Here is a 20,682-nt window from a genome sequence, read left to right as displayed (position 1 = left end):
CGTTTTTTTATTTATCCAGCCTAGCCCCAAAGGATTTTAGTTTTTCTTGTATCCAGGTAATATCCTCTTTGCTAAGGCTGCCGGGTGGTTTTGTAACATTCAAAGATCGTACTGCAGTTACCCCTGCAGCATCTCCTAGAACTGCTAGATTAGGCAGCACCCTTAGTTCAGCCCAGGCAAAGGAAGAAATGGAGGCCCCATACCCGGGCACCAGTAAATTTTGTGTATGGGAGGGCAGTAGTGCTTCCAGAGGTAAATAAACCGGGTTTTTGGGCTGCCCTCCTGCTGCCTCCCAGTCCGGGCGGAGATGTTTAGTTACCGGCCAATCGTATTGGCCAGTTGCTTTAAGGTCTTCTGGCACAAAGGCGTTAATATCCATCATATAGTACCCTAAGCCGATGCGAGTTTGGTAGTTGTCTGCATCAGTGCCGGAGGCATGAGATTGTGCACTTTGAGCTTCGTTTGTAGTAATTGCATAATGGTTATTCTCTTCGTTAGTGTTTAATTCGTTAGAGGTAGCACTGTGAAGGGATTCCCGTATGTACATCGATTGACCTACTATCGGCAAATTATGATTTTCTCGTACTAACTCGGCCTCACCAAAGCCGTACCATTCACCGGTAGAAGGGTTTTGCACCTTGAATTCCCGTAGCGTATCTATAAAGGTATCAGTATTAATAAACTCTCTAGCCTTAACCCAGGCCTCATCGACATTCAGGTGCTCTGGTAACAGATCCGAGGGATAGAGAGAGGATCCCTTATCCCGCTGGTGAGCTCGACCATCCACATTAAACACCAGCAGACAGTTGATCCACCAGACATCACTGTCTTTGCCGTTGGCTGCCGCATTGATGGGTTTGATGGCAAAACCTTGGGGGCTGTATTGTTCATTGAAGCCAACCACCTTAGGATTGCTAGTGAAAGCTTCTTTCCCCCCGGCCAGCCCCCAACTACCCTTAGCATCTCGAACGAACTCCCAGTCTTTAATACGCATGTTTTTAGGCGGGGTTTTTACACCCTTTACCTGGAACATCAGTGTAGCAGCCTGTTGGCGGGCCAGAGTACCATTCTCCGGGGCTGGTAAATACGTAGCTGGCCAATCTGCCCGACCAACGCTAACGGTATTGCCAGCTAGTCGAGTTAAACGGCCATCAACTGAAGCATCAATAAAGATTTTTCCATTGATTTTTTTAACGTCCTGCCCCCAGCCAACTTCCCCGCTCTCTTTTCGAGAAATATTTCGCAGTGTCAGTTCTTTAATCTTATTTTTATCAGTAGCTACTTGTTCAATATCGTAACTATAGAGAGTTTTAATGTTATTGAACTGAGATAAATCCTCCCGAATAATTTCCGTCATCCGCTCGGTACTATAAAATTGCCCTGCCTTAGCAAACCAACGCCCAAAGGAACCCTGGGTGACCAATTGCCCTTGCCACAAACGAATATCCGTAAAATTTTGCCCACCAACAGTCCCCAGCCCCCCCACAGACTGAACCGGCTCTGTCACCACTAACAAAATTTTCTTATCCGGCGCAGCTACTGCAGCACTACGAGCAGCCGCACACCCATCAAATCCGCCACCAACAATAACAACATCCATCTTCTGGCCCGAGGAGGATACCCAATACCCTCCCAGAGATAACATAAAGATCAATAAAGCTAAAGTCATCTTTTTCAACTCAAAACCTCCATATAGTTACTCTTAGCAAAAAGAACAATAACTACTACTTATTAGAGCCTATGGCTAAAGCCATGGCAATAGCCACAGAATAAACCCAAAGCGCCAATAGCCTCCAAAAAGTGCCCGAAGGCACGAAAAACTTGCCTTTCCCTGCAGGAACCAGTATAATAATGCCGAATTTAAACGTATATACATAGAAACCGGAGGTACCTATGCTCGATATAAATGCTATCCAGAAGATTTTACCACATCGTTACCCCTTTCTGTTAGTGGATCGGATTTTAGAGATGGAAGAGGGTAAAAAAGTTGTCGGGATCAAGAATGTTACTGCCAATGAGCCGTTTTTCCAAGGCCATTTTCCCGACTTTCCTGTTATGCCCGGTGTTCTAATTATTGAAGCTATGGCCCAGGTAGGTGCCATGGTTATCCTTAGTATGCCTGCTTATGCCGGACGTATTGGACTTTTAGCTGGTATTGATAAAGCTCGTTTTCGCCGCCAGGTGGTGCCGGGGGATACTCTGCGCATCGAAGTAGAGATTTTAAAGTTGCGTGGTACCGTGGGCAAAAGCACAGCTAAAGCCTATGTGGGAGAAGAATTGGCCGCCGAGGCGGAATTAATGTTCGCCATGAGTCAGCAATAAAGAGAATTTTCACGAATTCCTGATTATAAATAAGGATTTTAACTTTTTTAAGTGAACAAACAATAATTTTGCTACTCATTAGTGAATGTAGTAGTTTTTACTGCTGTACAGGCCTGTATCTCCTGGGGTAGAATGAGTAAGATCGTGAATTCTGCAAATGTGCCTTTGTCATGGAGGGATAGACATTGTCATATAATATACTAATGGCTGTTTTATTGGCTTTAGCACTGGCCCTGGTTTTTACACCCTGGGTTCGTAAGGTTGCCTTTAAAATTGGGGCCATTGATCAGCCGGAACAGCGCAAGGTACACAGCAAAATCATGCCCCGCATGGGCGGCTTGGCTGTATATTTGGCCTTTGCTGCAGCGGTATTATTCACTCATCAGTTAGATAACAAATTAATTGGTTTGCTGGTTGGTGGTCTGGTTATCGTATTGCTAGGCATCTTAGACGATACCAGGGGGTTACCCGCCAAAGTAAAGCTAGTAGGGCAAATTGCTGCTGCAGCGGTGGTAATTCCCTTCGGGATTCAAGTAGAGTTTATAACGAACCCCATTAATGCCCAAATGGTTCATTTAGGCAACTGGGGCATACCGGTAACGATCTTCTGGATTATCTCAGTAACCAATGCTGTTAACCTAATAGATGGTTTAGATGGCCTGGCAGGAGGAACTTCCTTTATTGCGGCCCTCACCCTGGCTGCTGTAACTTGGCAGATGGGTGGTTTGGGGATGGAAGTTGCAGGTCTGGCCTTAATCCTGGCTGCGGCTACACTGGGCTTTCTAAAGTATAACTTTTATCCAGCTAAAATTTTCTTAGGTGACACCGGCTCCATGTTCCTGGGCTATGCCCTGAGCACCCTGGCAGTGATGGGGGTGGCCAAGGCGGCTACCGCTATTTCGGTCATTGTACCGATGGTAATTCTGGGAATTCCCTTGCTGGATGTGCTCTTTGCCATCCTGCGTCGTTACCAAAGTCACCGTCCTATTTTTCAACCGGATAAAGAACACCTGCACCATCGCATGATGGCTCTGGGTTTTTCCCACAAGCAAACGGTGTTGGCCATTTACGCAGTGAATCTGCTATTAGGTGTCAGTGCCTTTCTGCTAACTGTTCTTTCCGACAGTCAGGCCGTACTGCTCCTGTTGATCCTGGCCGTGATAATTATTGTAGCCGCCAACAAAATTGGGGTTATCGGCAAAGCTGCTAAAACCGGCATTCAGTCTACCGTTTCAGCTTCACAGAATTTACAGCAGCGGTCCTCAAAAATGTAGGACCGCTTTTCAATTTATCTAGCAACCAGAAAGGATGTAGGTTATGAGAGTTCGTAAGGCGATTATTCCGGCAGCCGGGCTGGGGGTTCGTTTTTTACCGGCTACCAAGGCACAACCCAAGGAAATGTTGCCCATCGTGGATACCCCCACCATTCAGTACATCGTTGAGGAAGCTGTTGCCTCCGGCATAGAGGATATTCTCATTGTAACAGGTCGCAACAAACGAGCCATTGAAGATCATTTTGATAAGTCTACGGAGTTGGAACTTCAATTAAACAACAAACAAAAACATGAATTGTTGGGTTTGGTTCGGGATATTAGCGATATGGTTGATATTCATTACATTCGACAAAAGGAGCCATTGGGCTTGGGCCATGCGGTTTTCTGTGCCAGAAAGTTCATTGGTGATGAACCCTTTGCCGTTCTGCTGGGGGACGACATCATCCGCAGCAAGGTCCCTTGTTTAAAACAAATGATCAACCTCTATGAGGAATACCGCTATTCGATACTGGGTGTGCAGGAAGTTCCCCAGGAACACGTTGATCGATACGGTATTGTGGAGGCTACAGCGGAAAAAGAAAGTGTTTGCCGTGTCCATGATTTGGTAGAAAAACCTGCTATCGACCTAGCCCCCTCCCGCTTGGCTGTTATGGGACGTTACATACTGAGTCCGCGGATTTTTGACATTCTGGCCACCACCAAGCCCGGTGCCGGTGGTGAGATTCAACTAACCGATGCTTTAAAACGTCTGGTGCAGGCCGAGGCCATTTATGGCTGTCTCTTTGAAGGTAAGCGCTATGATGTGGGGGATAAGTTAGGTTATCTTAAAGCCACTGTGGAATTTGCTTTGGAAAGACCGGATTTAGCGGCAGCTTTCCGGCAATATTTAGAACAAATCGTGACGGAACAGGTGAAACAAAAGTGAGAGTATTAGTTACTGGTGGGGCCGGGTTTATCGGTTCTCATATAGTAGAGGCTTTACTAGCTGCCAAGCATGAAGTTGTGGTCATAGATAATTTATCCTCCGGTAAAAAAGAAAACCTGCCGCCGGAAGTACCTCTCTATGAGGTAGATATTACGGATTCCGTCATCGATAATGTGATAAAAGAAAGTAAACCCCAGGCGATTATTCATCAGGCTGCCCAGGTGGCGGTACCGGTTTCCCTACGGGACCCTTTATTTGATGCTGATGTAAATATCATGGGCACCCTAAATTTATTGGAGGCCTGCCGCAGCTATGCTGTCAAAAAATTTATCTTTGCTTCCTCGGCGGCGGTGTATGGCAATCCCCTTCATCTACCCGTGGATGAAGAGCATGCTGTAAGGCCCTTGTCTGGCTACGGTATATCCAAACATACCGTGGAACGCTATTTAGAGATGTACCAGGAACTATGTGGCTTGCGCTGGACAGCCCTACGCTACGCCAATATTTATGGTCCCCGTCAGGATGCCTTGGGGGAAGGCGGAGTGGTGGCCATCTTTATTAATAAACTACTGTCTGGTCAAAGTCCCACCATTTTTGGAGATGGCGAGCAAACCCGCGATTTTGTCTTTGTCAAAGACGTGGCCACGGCCAATCTGCTGGCTTTGGAGCAGGGAGATAACCAAATACTAAACATTAGTACCGGCGAGGCTGCTACAGTCAATGAATTATATGGATTCCTGGTACGAACGATAAAATCCACGCTGGAACCCGTTTATAGCCCACCCAGAGTGGGAGATATTATGCACAGTTATTTGGATAACCAAAAAGTTATGCAATACCTAAATTGGCAGCCTATGTTTAGCCTGGCACAGGGGTTACAAGAGACGGTTCAGTACTACTTAAACCAATAAAGCAATGAGGGTTGAGATATTTATCCCAACCCTCATTGCTTTATTGAAGCGTTTCTATTTACTGCTGGAAGCTTTGGCAGTTTTTTTGCCCTTGCAATTACTAAGATAACGATCCAACAGTTTACGTCTTGCATCCAATGCCTTTATATCCACAGCCTTGGCCATTTTCATCAAACTCCTTACATATAATAGATTAACTAACCATAGTATTTCCCAGAAAACGACATTATAAACCTTGCCAGGTCTGGAATATTGTGCATAATTAAGGTGTAGCAATCATAAAATAGGTCCTGTATGATATTTTAATGTTATTGGAGGGGTATCCTTGAGCCATAAAATTTCCTTCGGTACTGACGGCTGGCGAGGCATTATTGCCAAAGATTTTACTTTTGATAACGTGCGGTTAGTGGCCCGGGCTGTGGCAGCCTATATTAATCAATTGGGGATTGGCAAACGAGGCCTGGTGGTGGGCCGGGACAACCGCTTTTTAGCAGAGGAATTTGCCGAGGCGGTAGCAGAGGAATTCACCAACCAAGATATACCGGTTTTTCTCTGCAGTGGGGCAACGCCTACTCCGGTGACGGCCTATGCCATTAAGCTGTATGATGCTGCTGGGGCGGTGATGCTGACCGCCAGCCACAATCCGCCACCCTATAATGGTTTTAAGTTTATCCCAGAATATGCTGGGCCAGCTCTGCCGCATATCACCAAAAAAATAGAGGAGAATATCGCTAAATTGCAGGCAGGCGAACCCTGTGATTTTTACCAACTGGAACCGGCTACAGGGCGATATGGCCATTTACTGGCAGAGGAACAAAAGACCTGTAATTGCACCGAACTCAATCCCTTTGAGGCATATATAGAACATATTTCAAACATCATTGATTTGGCAGTAATCCGTCAGGCGGGGCTAAAGGTGGTTGTCGATCCCATGTATGGTGCGGGTATCGGCTATCTGGAACACCTACTGGGAGAAGCTGGAGCGAAGTTGGAAGTCTTTCATAATAACCGAGACCCACTTTTCGGGGGGACTTTACCGGAACCCACCGGGCATTCCTTGGATGAGCTACGAAAGCGAGTCAGGGATGGCGGTGCACACCTGGGTTTAGCCTTGGACGGTGATGCGGATCGTTTTGGTATTATTGATGCCAACGGAGAGTATATCACCCCCAACCAGTTCCTACCCTTGCTTTATTACCACCTGTTGACTGTTAAAGGCTGGCGGGGGCCGGTGGCGAGAACCGTGGCTACCACTCATTTGCTGGATCGTCTGGCAGCTAGGGTGGGCCAACAGGTCTATGAGTCGCCGGTGGGCTTTAAATACATTGGGCAGAATATGCTGGAAAAGGATTGTATCTTAGGGGGCGAGGAAAGCGGGGGACTGTCGATTAAAGGCCATATTCCTGAAAAGGATGGTATTTTAGCGGGGCTTTTGGCAACTGAAATGGTGGCTTATCATCAAAAGAGTCTTACCGAATTGTTGCAGCAAGTCTATACGGAATTTGGCCAGCTTTATAGTGAGCGTTTGGATATCCACACCAGCCTGGAGCAAAAGGAAGCCATCCTCAGCCAGTTAAAGGATTTTGCTCCCCAGGAGTTAGCAGGACAGCTGGTCACAGAAAAAATTACCATGGATGGTACGAAACTGATTCTGACCGACGGTGCTTGGGTGTTGATTCGTCCCTCCGGTACAGAGCCACTGTTCCGGGTATATGTTGAAGCTAATAGCCTGGAACAGAAGCACAAGCTGCAGCAAGAAGTAAAAGAAATCCTGCACTTGCACACCTAAGCTCCAAGCATAACATGCAAAAAAGGCTCCTATCGGCTAACCGCGATTTCCACGCAAAGTGGCCAAAGTGCCAATAGTTCTGCATTTTTACAAAAAATTCCTGAAGTTAATTTGTGAAAATAAAGGACTTGTCCGAGATGTCGTCGAATTTTTTTCGATGGCATCTTTTTTTGTATTAAAGAGTTGGCATAAGCTAAATTTTTCTAAGCTTTTGTTTGTGATGGGATTTTATGAGGTGATACTTTGTTTTTTTTAACAAGAAAGAAAACGATTCCGATTGTATATATCCTTGTTTTCATGATGATTCTACTAATGCTACCCTGGCCAGCTGTGGCCGGAGCCGTGAATGCTAGCTATCACTTTGAAAATAATTTAGCAGCAGGTATTATGGGGGTGCCCGCCTTGTGGGCTTTGGCCCAGGGTAATAACGGCATCGGTCTTACGGGCAAAGGGCAAGTAATTGCTGTTGCCGATTCGGGACTAGAGGATGGCAATCTGAATACACTGCACCCGGATATTAAGGATCGTCTGGTGGGAGTTAAGGATTTCAGTGGTGACGGCTGGGCCGATCCAAATGGTCACGGCACTCATATTGTCGGTAGCATTGTTGGCACCGGTGTTAAATCCGAGGGTGCTATTAAGGGCATTGCACCGGATGCCGGCGTGTATTTTCAAGCCACCTACAATGAAAAGGATCGGAGTTTGCATATCCCCTCGGTCTATCAATTGTTGCAGGATGCCTATTATGCTCCGGGCAGCCCGCGGATTCATGCGAATAGTTGGGGAGCCAATTTCAGCGATGGTATTTATGATTGGGATACCTATAGTTTGGACAAGTTTGTCTGGGATCATCCCGATATGGTGGTACTAAAATCTGCAGGGAATGGCTATAAAACGACCAAACCCTTTGTCAGTTCTCCGGGTGCTGCCAAAAACGCCATTACCGTAGGTTCCACCGAGGGCATTCGAGGGGTGGATAGCAGCTCAGACAACCCCGATCAGGTGGCAGGCTTCAGCAGCCGTGGTACCTTTGACGGGCGGATTAAGCCGGAGGTGCTGGCACCGGGAACCTGGATACTTTCTACCCGGAAGCAGAACTCTACCGAGGAAAACAATTACATTGGAATGTACAATCAGTACTATGGTTATATGAGTGGCACGAGTATGTCCACCGCCCTAACGGCTGGAACTTTGGTTCTGCTGCGCCAGTATTTAGTGGGACAAGGGGTTCCCCCCAGCGCTGCCCAGTTAAAGGCATTACTTATTTTTGGTACCCGCAAGCTACCAGGAGTCTCTCAGATAGATCAAGGCTTTGGCCGAGTGGATGCGGAAAAAACTTTGCTGGCATTGGAGAAGGGTGATTTACAACGGGTGGATGCCAAGGGCATCACCACCGGCGAGAAAGTAACCTACACTTTTAATAGTAACGGCAAGCCTTTTAAAGCGGTACTAGCATACTCCGATTACCCCAAAACCCCAGGTACTGGGAAGGATCTGGTTAATGACCTGGATCTCAAGGTGATTGGACCGGATGGTAAAGAATTTTACTGGGGTAATGGTTATATCGACGGCGATCACATGAACAACGTTGAGGAGATTACCATTAAGGAGCCGCAGCTTGGAACCTATACTCTGGAAGTTACCGGATATCAGGTGGCCCAAGGGCCGCAGCCCTTTGCTTTAGTTTACGGCACGTTGCCTCAGCAAGGGACTATTTCTGAGGTGAAAGAAAACACACTTTTTTTTAGTAATGGTGAGAATGTAACACTGGAGGAGGATACCTCGGTTCGAGTTGTCGGGAGGGGTGGCGAACCACAAACCAAGCTGGCTGATATTCCACCAGGTGCCGAGGCGTATCTGACTTTCGACGAAGATGGGCGTGTGAACCATATTGATGCGCTCTACACGACAGTTGTCAACAAGATTCAATCCAAAGAGGGTAGTAATCAGCTCATTCTTTGGGATGGTACTCGCTGGACCCTGGCCGAGGGTGCCTTGATCTATGTGGGAGGAAATCAACTAAACTGGTCGCAACTACCCTTGGAAGCAGAGCTTAAATTGACGGTAAACCCAGTAACTGGTAGGGTATGGCGGATTGATGTGCGGGCTTTGCCAGAGCATTCACCCTTTGATCCTTCGGCAATTTCAGATGAAGTAGTCAAACGGGCTATTTTGGAATCCAGGAATATCGAAAAAGTTGTGTTGAGCACAGCGGCTGGACAGGAAGAAATACAGGAAAAGCCCGTTACTCTGGCTTTTTCCGCGGCCATGGCAGCAGAGCTTTATCGTAACGGCAAGCCAGTGGAATTAAAACTATCAGGTTTAACCATTGAAGTCCCTGCGGCAGATTTTTCTCGCTTGGGTGATAAAGAACGAGGTGCCCAATTGCAGATGCAGGTGGCTTGGCAAACGGTAAGGGAACAATCCCTACCTGCCAGTGATCCGCTGATGTACCTGCGTCCTGTTAGTAAGGTAGTAGATGTGCGAGCCCTAATTGTCTGGCCGGATGGCAGTCAATTAGTTGCCAATCAAGCCGATTATCCCGTTAAAGTAACCATTACATCCCCTGTGGGTGCTACTGCCGGACTTAATATCCAGCGAATTGGCACGTATCGGTTTAATGAAATGACTCGCCAGTGGGATTATCTAAATAATGATTACAATGCTGATACCGGCAAGTCTAGCTTTAGCACCAATCGTCTGGGTAAATTTGCTGTTTTGGAAGCCAGCCGTACCTTTAGTGATATCACCGAGCATTGGGCCAAGAGTGATATTGAAATTATGGCCGCTCGGCATCTCGTGCGTGGTATAACACCGACAACCTTTAGTCCGGGGGAAACGGTCACCCGGGGGCAATTTACCGTGATGCTGGTTCGTACATTAGGTCTTGGTGAAGATACCAATACCAATAGTTTTACGGATATCCCCACCGATTACTGGTGTGCCGGAGCGGTAAGTACAGCGATGAAGATGGGGCTGGTTTCCGGCTACAACAACAGTACCTTTGGCCCTAACGACCCTATTACCCGGGAACAAATGGCGGCCATGTTGGTACGTGCCATTCACTTTAACAGTAGCAAAGTATTCCATGAGACAGATTTACCAACGGGACTTTACCATGACCAAGACAATATTGCACCCTGGGCTAAAAGTTCTGTCTCGCTTATTACCAACGAAGGTCTTATGAAGGGTAAAGGCCAAGATACCTTTGCTCCCAAAGATCTCACCACCCGTGCCGAAGCCGCCACAGTAATGGTGCGGTTGCTGAATTACAAAATGAACAACTGATAAGGCTTAAGAATGGCTCCACCACTGGGGCCGTTTCTTTTGTCTTTCTTTGTCGCACCCTGCAGGATATAGCTGGATAAAGCAGAATATACTACATTTGTGCGAAATGATAAAAAATCCTATGGCCTAAGGCTTAAGGGCCTAAAACCCGAAAAACCATGGCGACGACCCTGCCCAAAATACTACAACAGCTAAAGGCGGGTAGCTTATTAACCCAGGAGGTAACCCCCATGTCCACCGGAAAAATGATTGCCCGAGCCACCCTGGTGGTGGCTGTTATTAACTTGCTTTCCCGGATTTTAGGTTTTGTACGGGAGCAAGTTATAGCCTATATGTTTGGTGCTACCGCCACCACCGATGCCTATGTGGTAGCCTTTAATATTCCCAATGCAGTATTTGCCATTGTCATTGGGGCTTTGGCCACCGTGGTGGTGCCTGTGTTTAGTGAATATGCTGCCAAAGGACAAAAGGACGAGGCCTGGCGGTTGTTTAACACTGTTGTTACCCTCGTTATCATTATTTTCTCTCTGGTTACTGTGGCAGGGTTCTTCGCTGCACCTTGGTTAGTAAAACTTACGGCTCCAGGCTTAAATGCCGAGGTCTCTATCTTAGCCACCCGTCTAACGGTAATTATGTTACCTATCCTGGTGTTTTACGGCTTGTCCACTGTCTTCCAAGGACTATTAAATGCTAACCAGGTTTTCGGTATTCCTGCCCTGAGTGTTAGTATCACAAATATTACTATCATTGTGTCAGCCCTTACCCTGGGCGGTATGTACGGTATTGATGGACTGGCTGCGGGAACTGTGCTGGGTTTTGTACTAGCGGCTTTCATGCAAATTCCCAAGCTGCGGCAAGTGGGCTTCCGCTATAAATTCAGCATAGATTGGAGTCATCCCGGTGTTAAAAAGGTACTATATCTGGTAGGGCCGGTGGCCATTGGCACATCCCTAAACCAGATTTACCTGATCATCGACCGTATTCTGGCCTCTGGGTTGCTGGAAGGCAGTATTTCAGCCTTGAACTACGCGAACCGAATTATTCTTATGCCCATTACCTTTTTTGTCCTGGCCATTGGTACCGCCTTTTATCCCACCATCACCACCCTGGCAGCTCAGGGTAAACAACAGGAACTGGCGGAGACAGTGCTACGGGCTATTCGTATGGTAATACTTTTTGCCCTACCGGCGGGTATCGGTTTAATGGTATTATCTACGCCTATTATCAAACTACTGTTCGAACATGGACAATTTACCCCCCAGGCTACAGAAATGACAGCCCTGGCCTTAATGTTTTACTCTATTGGCTTGGTGGGGCAGGCTGCCAACGTCATTCTGACCCGGGCTTTTTATGCTCAGCAGGATACCAGAACCCCGGTGAAATTAATGGCAGTAACGGTGGCCGTGAACCTAGCCTTCAGTCTACTGCTCCTGGGGCCTTTGAAACATGGTGGTTTAGCTCTGGCCAACTCCATTGCATCTTTGATTAACACGGCGATGCTAACGTACTTCCTAAATAAGAAGATACCCGGTATGTGGAACACTAATGCTGTCAAGTTTCTGCTGCAAACTATCCTAGCCACAGCACTGATGGCAGTGACAGCCTGGGGTGTCAACGCTGTCACTGCTGGTTTCTTGATGCCGCTCGGGACACTGGGGCTGGCCATTCAGGTGGGGGCAGCCATTGGCGCTGGCGTGTTAGTGCTGATAATTGCCATTTTCACCCTAAAAATGGAAGAAGCGAGTCTGGTAACCCTCTATGCCGGGAAATTTCTTAAACGCCTGCGTTCTTCCCGAGGGTAATATCACCGCACCAATAACCCTGCCCATGCATAATCTGGGTTAGGGGAGGTGGGCGTGATGATCAAAGCAACCGAATTAGAACTGAAAGACATTGTCAATCTAAGTGACGGTGCTAAACTGGGACCGATAAAGGATCTGCATATTGATATGGAAACCGGCAGAGTGGTGGCCCTGGTACTGCAGGCACCCCGCCGTTATTTTGGGCTGGTACGTCAAGGGAAGGATCTGGTGATTCCCTGGGAATTGGTCAAAAAATTTGGCCAGGATACCGTGCTGGTGGATCTACAGCCGCTAGATCGCTCCTATTATGAGCAAAAATGATTTTATTTGACACAATGTACCGCTTCTGTTAAAATAAACTCTGGCAATTTTATATGTTTTTCTCATCAAGAGAGGTGGAGGGACTGGCCCGATGAAACCCGGCAACCACATGGAAGGTGCCAATTCCTGCAGGAAACTTGTTCCTGACAGATGAGGTCATTGTGAGATAGCTGGGAAAAGTAACCTCTCCAAATTGGGGAGGTTTGTTTATTTCCGGTAATTGTGGGAAATGTTAATTACAGGGAGGTTGGACAGTTGAGTAGAAAGCTATTTACATCCGAATCTGTTACCGAGGGGCATCCCGATAAGGTAGCAGACCAAATTTCCGATGCTATTTTGGATGCCATTTTAGCCAAAGATCCCATGGCCCGCGTGGCCTGTGAAACCTTTGTTACCACTGGTATGGCCCTGGTTGGTGGAGAAATCTCTTGCCAATGCTATGTAGATATCCCCAAGGTAACCAGAGAAACCATTCTGCAAATAGGCTACGACCGGGCAAAATACGGTTTTGACGGTAGCACCTGTGCCGTGCTTACTGCTATTGATGAACAATCCCCGGATATCGCTATGGGTGTGGACAAGGCTTTAGAAGCCAAGACCGGTGAAATGTCTGAGGCAGAAATTGAAGCCATCGGTGCCGGTGACCAGGGGATGATGTTCGGGTATGCTACCGATGAAACCACGGAATTAATGCCCTTGCCCATTTCTTTGGCTCACAAAATGGCGCAACGGTTAGCCGAGGTTCGTAAGAGCGGTTTGGTCGATTACCTGCGCCCGGACGGCAAAACTCAGGTTACTGTTGAGTATGATGGTGATAGACCCTCCCGTATCGATACCGTCGTCATTTCCACCCAGCATCACCCGGAAGTGGAACTGTCCGTCATTCGTGAAGATATGATTGAAAAAGTAGCTCGCACCATCCTGCCACTGGAATTGGTTGATAACAATACCCGCTTCTTAATCAACCCCACTGGCCGGTTTGTTATTGGTGGACCCCACGGGGATGCCGGCCTCACCGGACGCAAAATCATTGTTGATACCTACGGCGGCAGTGCCCCTCACGGCGGGGGTGCTTTCTCCGGTAAAGACCCCACCAAGGTGGACCGTTCCGCTGCCTACGCTGCCCGTTACGTGGCTAAAAACGTAGTGGCGGCTGGTTTAGCCAAAAGATGCGAAGTTCAACTGGCCTATGCCATCGGTGTAGCCCACCCAGTGTCTGTTCGTGTACAGACCTTTGGCACTGGTGTGGTTAGTGACGATGTAATCATTGATCTCATCAACCGCCACTTCGACCTGCGTCCAGCCGGCATCATCAAGTCCCTGGATTTACGGCGCCCCCTTTACAAACAAATCGCCGCCTACGGCCACTTTGGCCGCCCGGATCTCGACCTCCCCTGGGAGCGTCTTGATAAGGTAGAAATTTTGCGGGGGGAAGCAGGCATCTAGGTACGAGGTAGGCCCTGTTGAGTAGAACCGAATAGATGATAGAAATCTAAGGCACTCTTGTTTATGACAGGAGTGCCCTTTTAGCATTACCAAAAGCCCTACATTATGGTAAAGTAGTTATGAATACAATAGGATAATTTAAGGGAGGGATCTTTAATGGTATATCGATTACCTAAAAAAGATATTCTCATACGTGTTGTTTTTGTACTGCTGCTTTGTTTTTCCAGTCCCACAGCAACCTGGGCAGCCGATGTTAGAATATCGGTTTCAGATCCTGAAAAGACCCAGGGACAAAGCCATTCAGGGAACACCGTAAACACAGTTCTAGATACTCCTACAGTGACCATTGGCGAAAACAGAGTGTTAGGCACATTGAGAATTGCTGGTAAAGAGGGTATCGATATCCCCTTGCATCCAGGCAACAAAGTAATGGTTACTCTACCAGCGGGTTTTTGCTATTCGCAGGTACCTAGTGCAGAGAATTATGGAGATTATGTTGAGTGGCCTGAAATGGTGGATGGTGTAAAAAATCAAATTCAGGATGCCGGAGGGAAGCCAGGAATTAAATTTGTTGCGGGCACACCGCGGTCTATTGTGATAGAGGTGGGCAATGTAGCAGGGCCGGGGCAAATTTTTATCGACTTTGTATATAACAAGAAAAACGCCAGTGCCGTTCGAGTAGCCAAATTATTTGCCTATAAAGAACAATACCTACAGAAACCCAGTGAAAAGGTGAGCAGACTGGAGTATATCACCATGTTTGCGGATGTATACCTTCCTTTTCCCTCAAAACATGTGGAAAAGGTGATAACCAATCAAGAACCGCTCAAGCAAAGATTTAAGGACATAGACAAAGAAGAAAATGAACTAGAGATGATTAAACCGCTCTTTGACACTGGTATTGTCGTGGGCCAGGAGGGTGGAGTGCTTAAGCCAAACGAATATATCTCAAGAGCCGAGGGTATCGCCCTAATTGGCAAAGTATTGCCACCCCTTGCTGGGGATAGTACCGTACAGGAGAATATCGTGCAGGAAGCAATACCCTCCTGGGCCCAGGAAAGCATTCAAAAGGCGATAACCGGGAAAATCGTTGTTGGTTACCCTGATGGAACCATTAAGCCAGACCAACTCCTTACCCGTGCTGAAGCAATCTCAATTTTAGAAAGGTATTTTGAATCCTAGGGAAGCCATTCAAAAGGGTTGTATGATGATTTTCATAGATTTTTCCTCACACCCCCCGTGCTGTAAAACATACTCTAAAGCACGGGGGGTGTTGTTATGTGGGAAGTTGTCGGTTATTTGCTGATGCTGATTTTGGCTTGTTATGGGGTTTATTATGTGGTACAGGACATCGTGAAACTTCTGCAACATGCTCCTGGGCCGCCGGTGAGTATGTTGGTGGTACTGCGGAACCGGGAGCGGGATATTGAGTATCTGATGCGTCGGCTGGAATCCTGGCGTAAACACCAATGGGTAGAACTGGAGGTGTTGGTGGTAGATGATGGGTCGGAGGATGATACCCGTAGAATTCTTACCGCTTTGCAAGGGAAATGTAATTTTCGGCTGATCACTGTAACTGATGATAAGCACAATGTATCCCAGGGGGACCAAGCCAGGCAAGTTGGTTTGCTCCACTGTCATAATGCGTTGGTTTGGCTGGTAGACTTGCGCAGATTACCCCAAGGTCTCTTGGCGGAAAAGGTTTTTCGTGTATTTTTTTCCCAGGGCTGGAGGTGATTTACCATATATTGTCGAATAGTAGGAGAGGGGAGGTGGTGGATATTTCAAGACGTAGCGGTCTTGGTTTACTATATACCTGGACAATCATTTTTTTAGGCTTTGGCTATCTATGGCAGGTTTTCCCTGCTTTGAATTTAGATCAGGGTAGCACCATGGCTATGCTGATTCTACTGGGGGTATTGGCGGAATGGTTGGCGGTGCCCCTTGCCCAGGGCTTTCTTTCTGGTGGTTATGTGATCGTTTTAGCCAGCCAACTCATCTGCGGTGGCGTGACCACAGCTTTTGTAACGGCACTTATCTTCCTCATTGGTCTGGGTATTGCCAATCGAGGGAATCCCTTGCGCGCCACTCTGTTTAACAGTGCTCAGCATGTTCTAGCCGCTACCGGAGCGGCAACTTTTTTTGAGTTAACGAATGGCACAGTCCTGCCCATCATGGTATATACCTTGGCCTACTTTTTAATCAATCACTTGCTGGTTTATTTTTATTTGCTGCCCGGCCGCAGAGATTATCCGGATTTGTTTGGTTGGGAGGTATGGCGTTGGGATGGTTTAACCTATCTGATCACCGCACCCTATGGGGCGCTGCTGGCCATGGTTTATCTTAAGCTGGGTGTCGGTTGGGCTTTGATTTTATTTTTACCGGTACTAGTGGCCCAAATAATTCTGCGGCGCTATGTACATATTGCCACCTCTAACAAGGAATTAACCGCCTTGTTCCAAGTGTCGAAAGGCTTACGCCTTAGTGGTGAGCCAGCGGTATTTTTTAATCAAATTCTGCAGGAGACCAGTCGCATTGTGGGCTACCATACGGCGGTAATTTTTTTCTGGTCGGACTCCCGCCAGCTTTTTTTACCCGGTGCCGCCCAGGGGCCACTGAAGGAAGACCTGTGTAATGTGGTGATTTCTGCCACCGAAGGGGTAGTGGGACAGGCTATTAGCACCAAGCAACCGGTGAGCCTCGAAGATGTAAGGGACATGCTTCCTGAGGCAGCAGTACCTTTCCAACAGTTTCGTTCAGTGTTGGTAATTCCACTGTTGTTTCAGGGGGAAGTGACCGGCTTGTTGGTATTGGGGGAGATGAAGCCCTACGCCTTTAACGATAGAGCCGTGCCATTGCTCAGTATTATCGGTGGGCAGGCAGGTATTGTGATATCCCACGATCTATTGGAAGAAAAAATACAGCATCTCTCAGCGACGGATCGCTTGACGGATTTTCTTACCCACCGTCTGTTCTATCGTCAGGCTGTAAAGCACATGGTACGGGCCAACAGTGGAGAAACCCCTGTTTCGCTGTTGTTGATCGATATCGACAATTTGCGGAGCTTTAACTCCCGCCATGGTCATGGTGCAGGGGATGGGGTAATTCAATTGGTGGCAGGGGTGCTGCGGGATATCACCAAACCAACGGATATCTTAGGGCGTTACGGCGGTGGTGAGTTGGCGGTGCTGGCACCAGGCTTGGATACCACAGAGGCCCTGCGGTTGGCAGAGCATATTCGCATTGAGGTGAGGGATCGCCGCCTGGTCCCCGAGGAAGCCCGGCAGCAGGTAACGGTGACGGTTTCTGTAGGTGTGGCTACCTTTCCCCAGGACAACAGCGACCCAGATCAGATTTTCCAGGGAGCGGAAAAGGCAGCAGCCCGGGCCAAGGAACTGGGACGGGACCGTACTATCGCTTACAGTCAGCTTATTAAGCAGCTGCGGGCTAGGCTGGGGAAGGATATAGGTTGATTCCTTGGAATAGCCAATATATTTCTCTGTAACTTCTATACTTCATTCAAAACAACACCGATTTTCACCAAGTCGGTGTTGTTTTTATCCCAGGAGAACCGATTTGGCTAAACTGGCAGTTTTTTTGCTGTTAGGAGGCCAGGGTCGGTTTTTTCCTTTTGCCGAAGGCTCCGCTACAATAAGGTCAAGCGCTAAACCAAAGGGGCCGGTCCTGAAAAACAAGGAGGAAACAAACATGGCAGTGGTAAAACAACCCAATACCTGCAGCCTGAAGCTGCGCTATCAGAAAGGTGTCAACGGCAACGGTGATCCGGTTTATGTAAACCGCACCTACTCCAAGGTGAAGACCAGCGCCGGGGACCAGGAATTGCATGAAGTGGCGATGGCTATCAACAGCCTGCAGACCACCCCTGTACAGGGCATCTATCGGGTAGATGACAGCCAGTTAATCAACCAATAACCAACAAGGAGGAATAACGCATGAGTAAAACACTGGAACTAGTCTTTGTTAACACCGCAGGTAGTAAAGTAACCCTTCGGGTGACAGAACCCAGGGAGGATCTGCAGGCAGCCGAGGTGAAAACTGTTATGGACGAGATTGTCACCCAGGATATCTTCACCAGCACCGGCGGTAGTTTGGTAGGAGTGGCCGGAGCCAGAGTAGTCAGCCGCGATATAGCAGAACTGGAACTGATCTAAGGCATGGGGGCGGGCATAGCCCGCCCCTTGGCCATCGGTCTTCAGCCAAAGGAGGTTCTCCCATGTCCATAGAACTTAATCTGGCCCGACAAGTCTCGACTCTGGAGGCAGACGTCGGCCATTTAAAACAGTGGCAGGAACGCCAGGCAGCAGCCCTGGAACGTTTGGCAGCTCGGCAGGAGCAAATCCTTATGTGGCTACTCACTTTAATGGGCGGGGTAGCGGCTTCTTTAATCCTGCTAATTATTAATTTACAGTCGGATCAGCTTTGAGGGGCTAAAGGGATGCTCTCGGTGGTAGCCCCGGCAGGATATTTCCGAGCGGCTGGAGAAATAGGGGGAAACATTTAGGCAAAGGATGATTTTTATGCATCCCCTGCTAGAGGCCCTGGTAAAGCTTCTCTTCCCCACCCATCCTGGCTGTCAGCTTTGTGGCAGTGTTACGGGTGACAGCGAGGGAATCTGTCCTAGCTGCCGCGGTTGGTTGGCAGGCTGGGCCAAACAGCCCCATTGCCGGGTTTGTGGCAGGCCCTTGGGCAGCAGGCACCGGCGGCCATCCAGTCTGTGTCCGGCATGCCACCGCCAGCCACCGCCCTTTGAGCTAGCCAGGGCGGTGGGGCCCTATGAAGGAGTCCTGCGGCAGGCGATCCACCTGTTTAAATTTAAGGGCAGAAAGTCGCTGGCACCGCTGCTGGCTTGCTTAATGGTGGAACTTATCCAGCAGCAGCTTCCTTTGGCTCAATGTGAAGCCATTCTGCCGGTACCCCTGTCCCGCCAGCGTCAATGGGAGCGGGGCTATAACCAGGCAGAACTGCTGGCTAAAGAAGTGGCCAGGGGTTTAAAACTGCCCCTACTGAGGGAGACACTGATTAAATACAAAGAAACCCCACCTCAAACAGGGCTCCCCAGGGAAGAAAGAAAACAAAATCTTAAGGATGCCTTTTTGCTTAAAGGGCCAGCGGCCGATATCTTTGGAAGAAACCTTTTGTTAATAGATGATGTTTTCACCACTGGCTCCACCGCCTCAACCATCGCAGAGACGTTAAAGGCTGCTGGGGCCGGCAAAATTTTCGTTATCACCTTAGCCAATGCAGGAAAGTAGCAATGGTTCGACTCAAATTGATTAAATGGTATAAACTGGTAAATGATTACAATTGACTGGAAAATACTGTAAGTTACTTTTCTTTACAAAATTTATGCCAATAAAAATTACAATTTGACAAAATATACCACGAGGAAAATAGGATGTCCACAGTAAAACACCTTATTTAATAGGTTATTAACAGACTTATCCACATTATCCACAGGAAAAGGTCCTTCAACAAGGAATTTTTCGACAAGCTGATGGAAACAGTCGACAACGGAAATACTTGACAGTTAATAAATAATAGTGGTAATATATCCGCATGTGAGTCCTACTAGGCTCCCTGGAAAGTATTTTGAAAGCGAGGAATGTAAATGCTCGGCAAGGTAAAATGGTTTAATGCGGAAAAAGGTTATGGCTTTATTGAAAGAGAAGAAGGTGGCGATGTATTCGTTCACTTTTCCGCAATCCAAGAAGAAGGTTTCAAATCTTTAGCTGAAGGTCAAGAAGTTGAATTCGACATCGTTGAAGGCGCTCGTGGTCCTCAAGCTGCTAACGTTTATAAGCGTTAATTTACATTGAAAACTTCGACCCTGGCCATTGGCCAGGGTTTTAAAATTTTGTTAAAATATTGCAGGATTTTCTGCTAAATTCGGGAATAATAATTACAAGGCACAGGATGCCGGGATCATTGGGAAGGAGTGGTGCTTGTGAAAGTACAAGTTCGTGGTAAAAACATTGATGTAACTCCTGCCTTACGGGACTATGTGGAAAAACGCCTTGGCAAGCTGGATCGGTTTTTAGAAAACATGGGGGAAGCCATTGCCACTTTGGTGGTTGAGGGTGACTCTCATAAGATTGAAGTTACTATCCCTGTTAACGGTATGCTGCTTAGGGGCGAAGAAGCTACCGCCGAGATGTATTCATCCGTTGACCTGGTGGTCGAAAAAATGGAACGCCAGATCGAACGCTATAAGGGCAGAATCAACCGCCGGAACGGTCGCGCCCTGACCAACACGGTAGAGATTGAAAGATTTGATGATGAATCGCCGCAAGTAATTAAAACCAAGCGCTTTGCTATTAAGCCCATGGCCTTGGATGAGGCCATTATGCAGATGAACCTGCTGGGCCACGATTTCTTTGTCTTTTCCAATGCAGAAACGGAACAAACCAATGTGGTTTATAAGAGAAAAGACGGCAACTACGGCTTAATCGAACCGGAATTCTAGACGATGTTGATCTAAAAACAAGGCTCGCCCAGTGGCGTGCCTTGTTTTTTAAATACCGCTGACTGGAAAACTTAATAGTTATTACCATGATAAAAATCCCGCACCTTAGAAGGAAAAGCT

The 20,682-nt window shown here is 47.7% G+C and carries 19 protein-coding genes and 1 riboswitch; of the genes, 18 read left to right on the top strand and 1 reads right to left on the bottom strand.

What is annotated here, in order from left to right; all coding sequences use genetic code 11:
• Positions 1 to 7: 7 nt before the first annotated feature.
• The gene (locus BUA78_RS15040) at positions 8 to 1,669 is read right to left on the bottom strand and encodes an FAD-dependent oxidoreductase (RefSeq protein ID WP_139257413.1); all 1,662 of its coding nucleotides are present in this window, start codon (positions 1,667 to 1,669) and stop codon (positions 8 to 10) included.
• Positions 1,670 to 1,893: 224 nt separating this feature from the next.
• Here BUA78_RS15040 and fabZ point away from each other — a divergent pair, with 224 nt between their 5' ends.
• The 18 genes from fabZ to hpf all read left to right on the top strand — a co-directional run bounded on the left by fabZ (position 1,894) and on the right by hpf (position 20,562).
• Positions 1,894 to 2,322, top strand: a complete 429-nt coding sequence (gene fabZ, locus BUA78_RS15035; protein ID WP_072916135.1) for a 3-hydroxyacyl-ACP dehydratase FabZ — start codon at positions 1,894 to 1,896, stop codon at positions 2,320 to 2,322.
• 203 nt (positions 2,323 to 2,525) lie between these two features.
• Positions 2,526 to 3,596: an MraY family glycosyltransferase gene (locus tag BUA78_RS15030; protein ID WP_072916183.1), complete on the top strand. Its 1,071-nt coding sequence runs from the start codon at positions 2,526 to 2,528 to the stop codon at positions 3,594 to 3,596.
• A gap of 43 nt (positions 3,597 to 3,639) precedes the next feature.
• Entirely contained in the window at positions 3,640 to 4,521 is an 882-nt protein-coding gene (gene galU, locus BUA78_RS15025) for a UTP--glucose-1-phosphate uridylyltransferase GalU (protein WP_072916132.1), read from the top strand.
• Positions 4,518 to 5,432, top strand: coding sequence for an SDR family oxidoreductase (locus BUA78_RS15020; protein ID WP_072916130.1), 915 nt, complete (start codon positions 4,518 to 4,520; stop codon positions 5,430 to 5,432). Before galU ends, BUA78_RS15020 begins: the two co-directional genes overlap by 4 nt.
• A gap of 325 nt (positions 5,433 to 5,757) precedes the next feature.
• Positions 5,758 to 7,221: a phosphoglucomutase/phosphomannomutase family protein gene (locus BUA78_RS15015; protein WP_072916127.1), complete on the top strand. Its 1,464-nt coding sequence runs from the start codon at positions 5,758 to 5,760 to the stop codon at positions 7,219 to 7,221.
• Positions 7,222 to 7,464: 243 nt separating this feature from the next.
• Positions 7,465 to 10,509 (top strand): S8 family serine peptidase, encoded by a 3,045-nt coding sequence (locus BUA78_RS15005; protein WP_238456844.1) that lies wholly within the window; start codon positions 7,465 to 7,467, stop codon positions 10,507 to 10,509.
• Between the two features lie 230 nt (positions 10,510 to 10,739).
• The gene (murJ, locus tag BUA78_RS15000) at positions 10,740 to 12,311 is read left to right on the top strand and encodes a murein biosynthesis integral membrane protein MurJ (protein WP_072916122.1); all 1,572 of its coding nucleotides are present in this window, start codon (positions 10,740 to 10,742) and stop codon (positions 12,309 to 12,311) included.
• A gap of 57 nt (positions 12,312 to 12,368) precedes the next feature.
• Positions 12,369 to 12,632: a YlmC/YmxH family sporulation protein gene (locus tag BUA78_RS14995; protein WP_175549036.1), complete on the top strand. Its 264-nt coding sequence runs from the start codon at positions 12,369 to 12,371 to the stop codon at positions 12,630 to 12,632.
• 59 nt (positions 12,633 to 12,691) lie between these two features.
• Positions 12,692 to 12,789, top strand: a riboswitch (SAM riboswitch).
• A 98-nt stretch (positions 12,790 to 12,887) separates the two neighbouring features.
• Positions 12,888 to 14,078: a methionine adenosyltransferase gene (gene metK, locus BUA78_RS14990; RefSeq protein WP_072916117.1), complete on the top strand. Its 1,191-nt coding sequence runs from the start codon at positions 12,888 to 12,890 to the stop codon at positions 14,076 to 14,078.
• Positions 14,079 to 14,234: 156 nt separating this feature from the next.
• Positions 14,235 to 15,260, top strand: coding sequence for an S-layer homology domain-containing protein (locus BUA78_RS14985; RefSeq protein ID WP_072916115.1), 1,026 nt, complete (start codon positions 14,235 to 14,237; stop codon positions 15,258 to 15,260).
• Between the two features lie 96 nt (positions 15,261 to 15,356).
• Positions 15,357 to 15,815, top strand: coding sequence for a glycosyltransferase family 2 protein (locus BUA78_RS14980; RefSeq protein WP_072916112.1), 459 nt, complete (start codon positions 15,357 to 15,359; stop codon positions 15,813 to 15,815).
• A 38-nt stretch (positions 15,816 to 15,853) separates the two neighbouring features.
• Positions 15,854 to 17,551, top strand: a complete 1,698-nt coding sequence (locus BUA78_RS14975; protein ID WP_238456843.1) for a sensor domain-containing diguanylate cyclase — start codon at positions 15,854 to 15,856, stop codon at positions 17,549 to 17,551.
• A 103-nt stretch (positions 17,552 to 17,654) separates the two neighbouring features.
• Positions 17,655 to 18,011, top strand: coding sequence for a DUF1659 domain-containing protein (locus BUA78_RS20690; RefSeq protein ID WP_238456842.1), 357 nt, complete (start codon positions 17,655 to 17,657; stop codon positions 18,009 to 18,011).
• 20 nt (positions 18,012 to 18,031) lie between these two features.
• On the top strand, positions 18,032 to 18,250 hold the full coding sequence (locus BUA78_RS14965; RefSeq protein ID WP_072916110.1) for a DUF2922 domain-containing protein: 219 nt from the start codon (positions 18,032 to 18,034) through the stop codon (positions 18,248 to 18,250).
• 62 nt (positions 18,251 to 18,312) lie between these two features.
• On the top strand, positions 18,313 to 18,522 hold the full coding sequence (locus BUA78_RS14960; RefSeq protein WP_072916108.1) for a hypothetical protein: 210 nt from the start codon (positions 18,313 to 18,315) through the stop codon (positions 18,520 to 18,522).
• 94 nt (positions 18,523 to 18,616) lie between these two features.
• Positions 18,617 to 19,351 (top strand): ComF family protein, encoded by a 735-nt coding sequence (locus BUA78_RS14955; protein ID WP_072916175.1) that lies wholly within the window; start codon positions 18,617 to 18,619, stop codon positions 19,349 to 19,351.
• A 356-nt stretch (positions 19,352 to 19,707) separates the two neighbouring features.
• The gene (locus BUA78_RS14950) at positions 19,708 to 19,905 is read left to right on the top strand and encodes a cold shock domain-containing protein (RefSeq protein WP_072916106.1); all 198 of its coding nucleotides are present in this window, start codon (positions 19,708 to 19,710) and stop codon (positions 19,903 to 19,905) included.
• Positions 19,906 to 20,043: 138 nt separating this feature from the next.
• Positions 20,044 to 20,562, top strand: a complete 519-nt coding sequence (gene hpf, locus BUA78_RS14945; RefSeq protein WP_072916103.1) for a ribosome hibernation-promoting factor, HPF/YfiA family — start codon at positions 20,044 to 20,046, stop codon at positions 20,560 to 20,562.
• The last annotated feature ends 120 nt before the right edge of the window (positions 20,563 to 20,682 follow it).

The sequence above is a fragment of the Desulforamulus aeronauticus DSM 10349 genome (assembly GCF_900142375.1).
Lineage (GTDB): Bacteria > Bacillota > Desulfotomaculia > Desulfotomaculales > Desulfotomaculaceae > Desulfotomaculum > Desulfotomaculum aeronauticum.
This window is presented reverse-complemented; position numbering and strand designations above follow the sequence as displayed.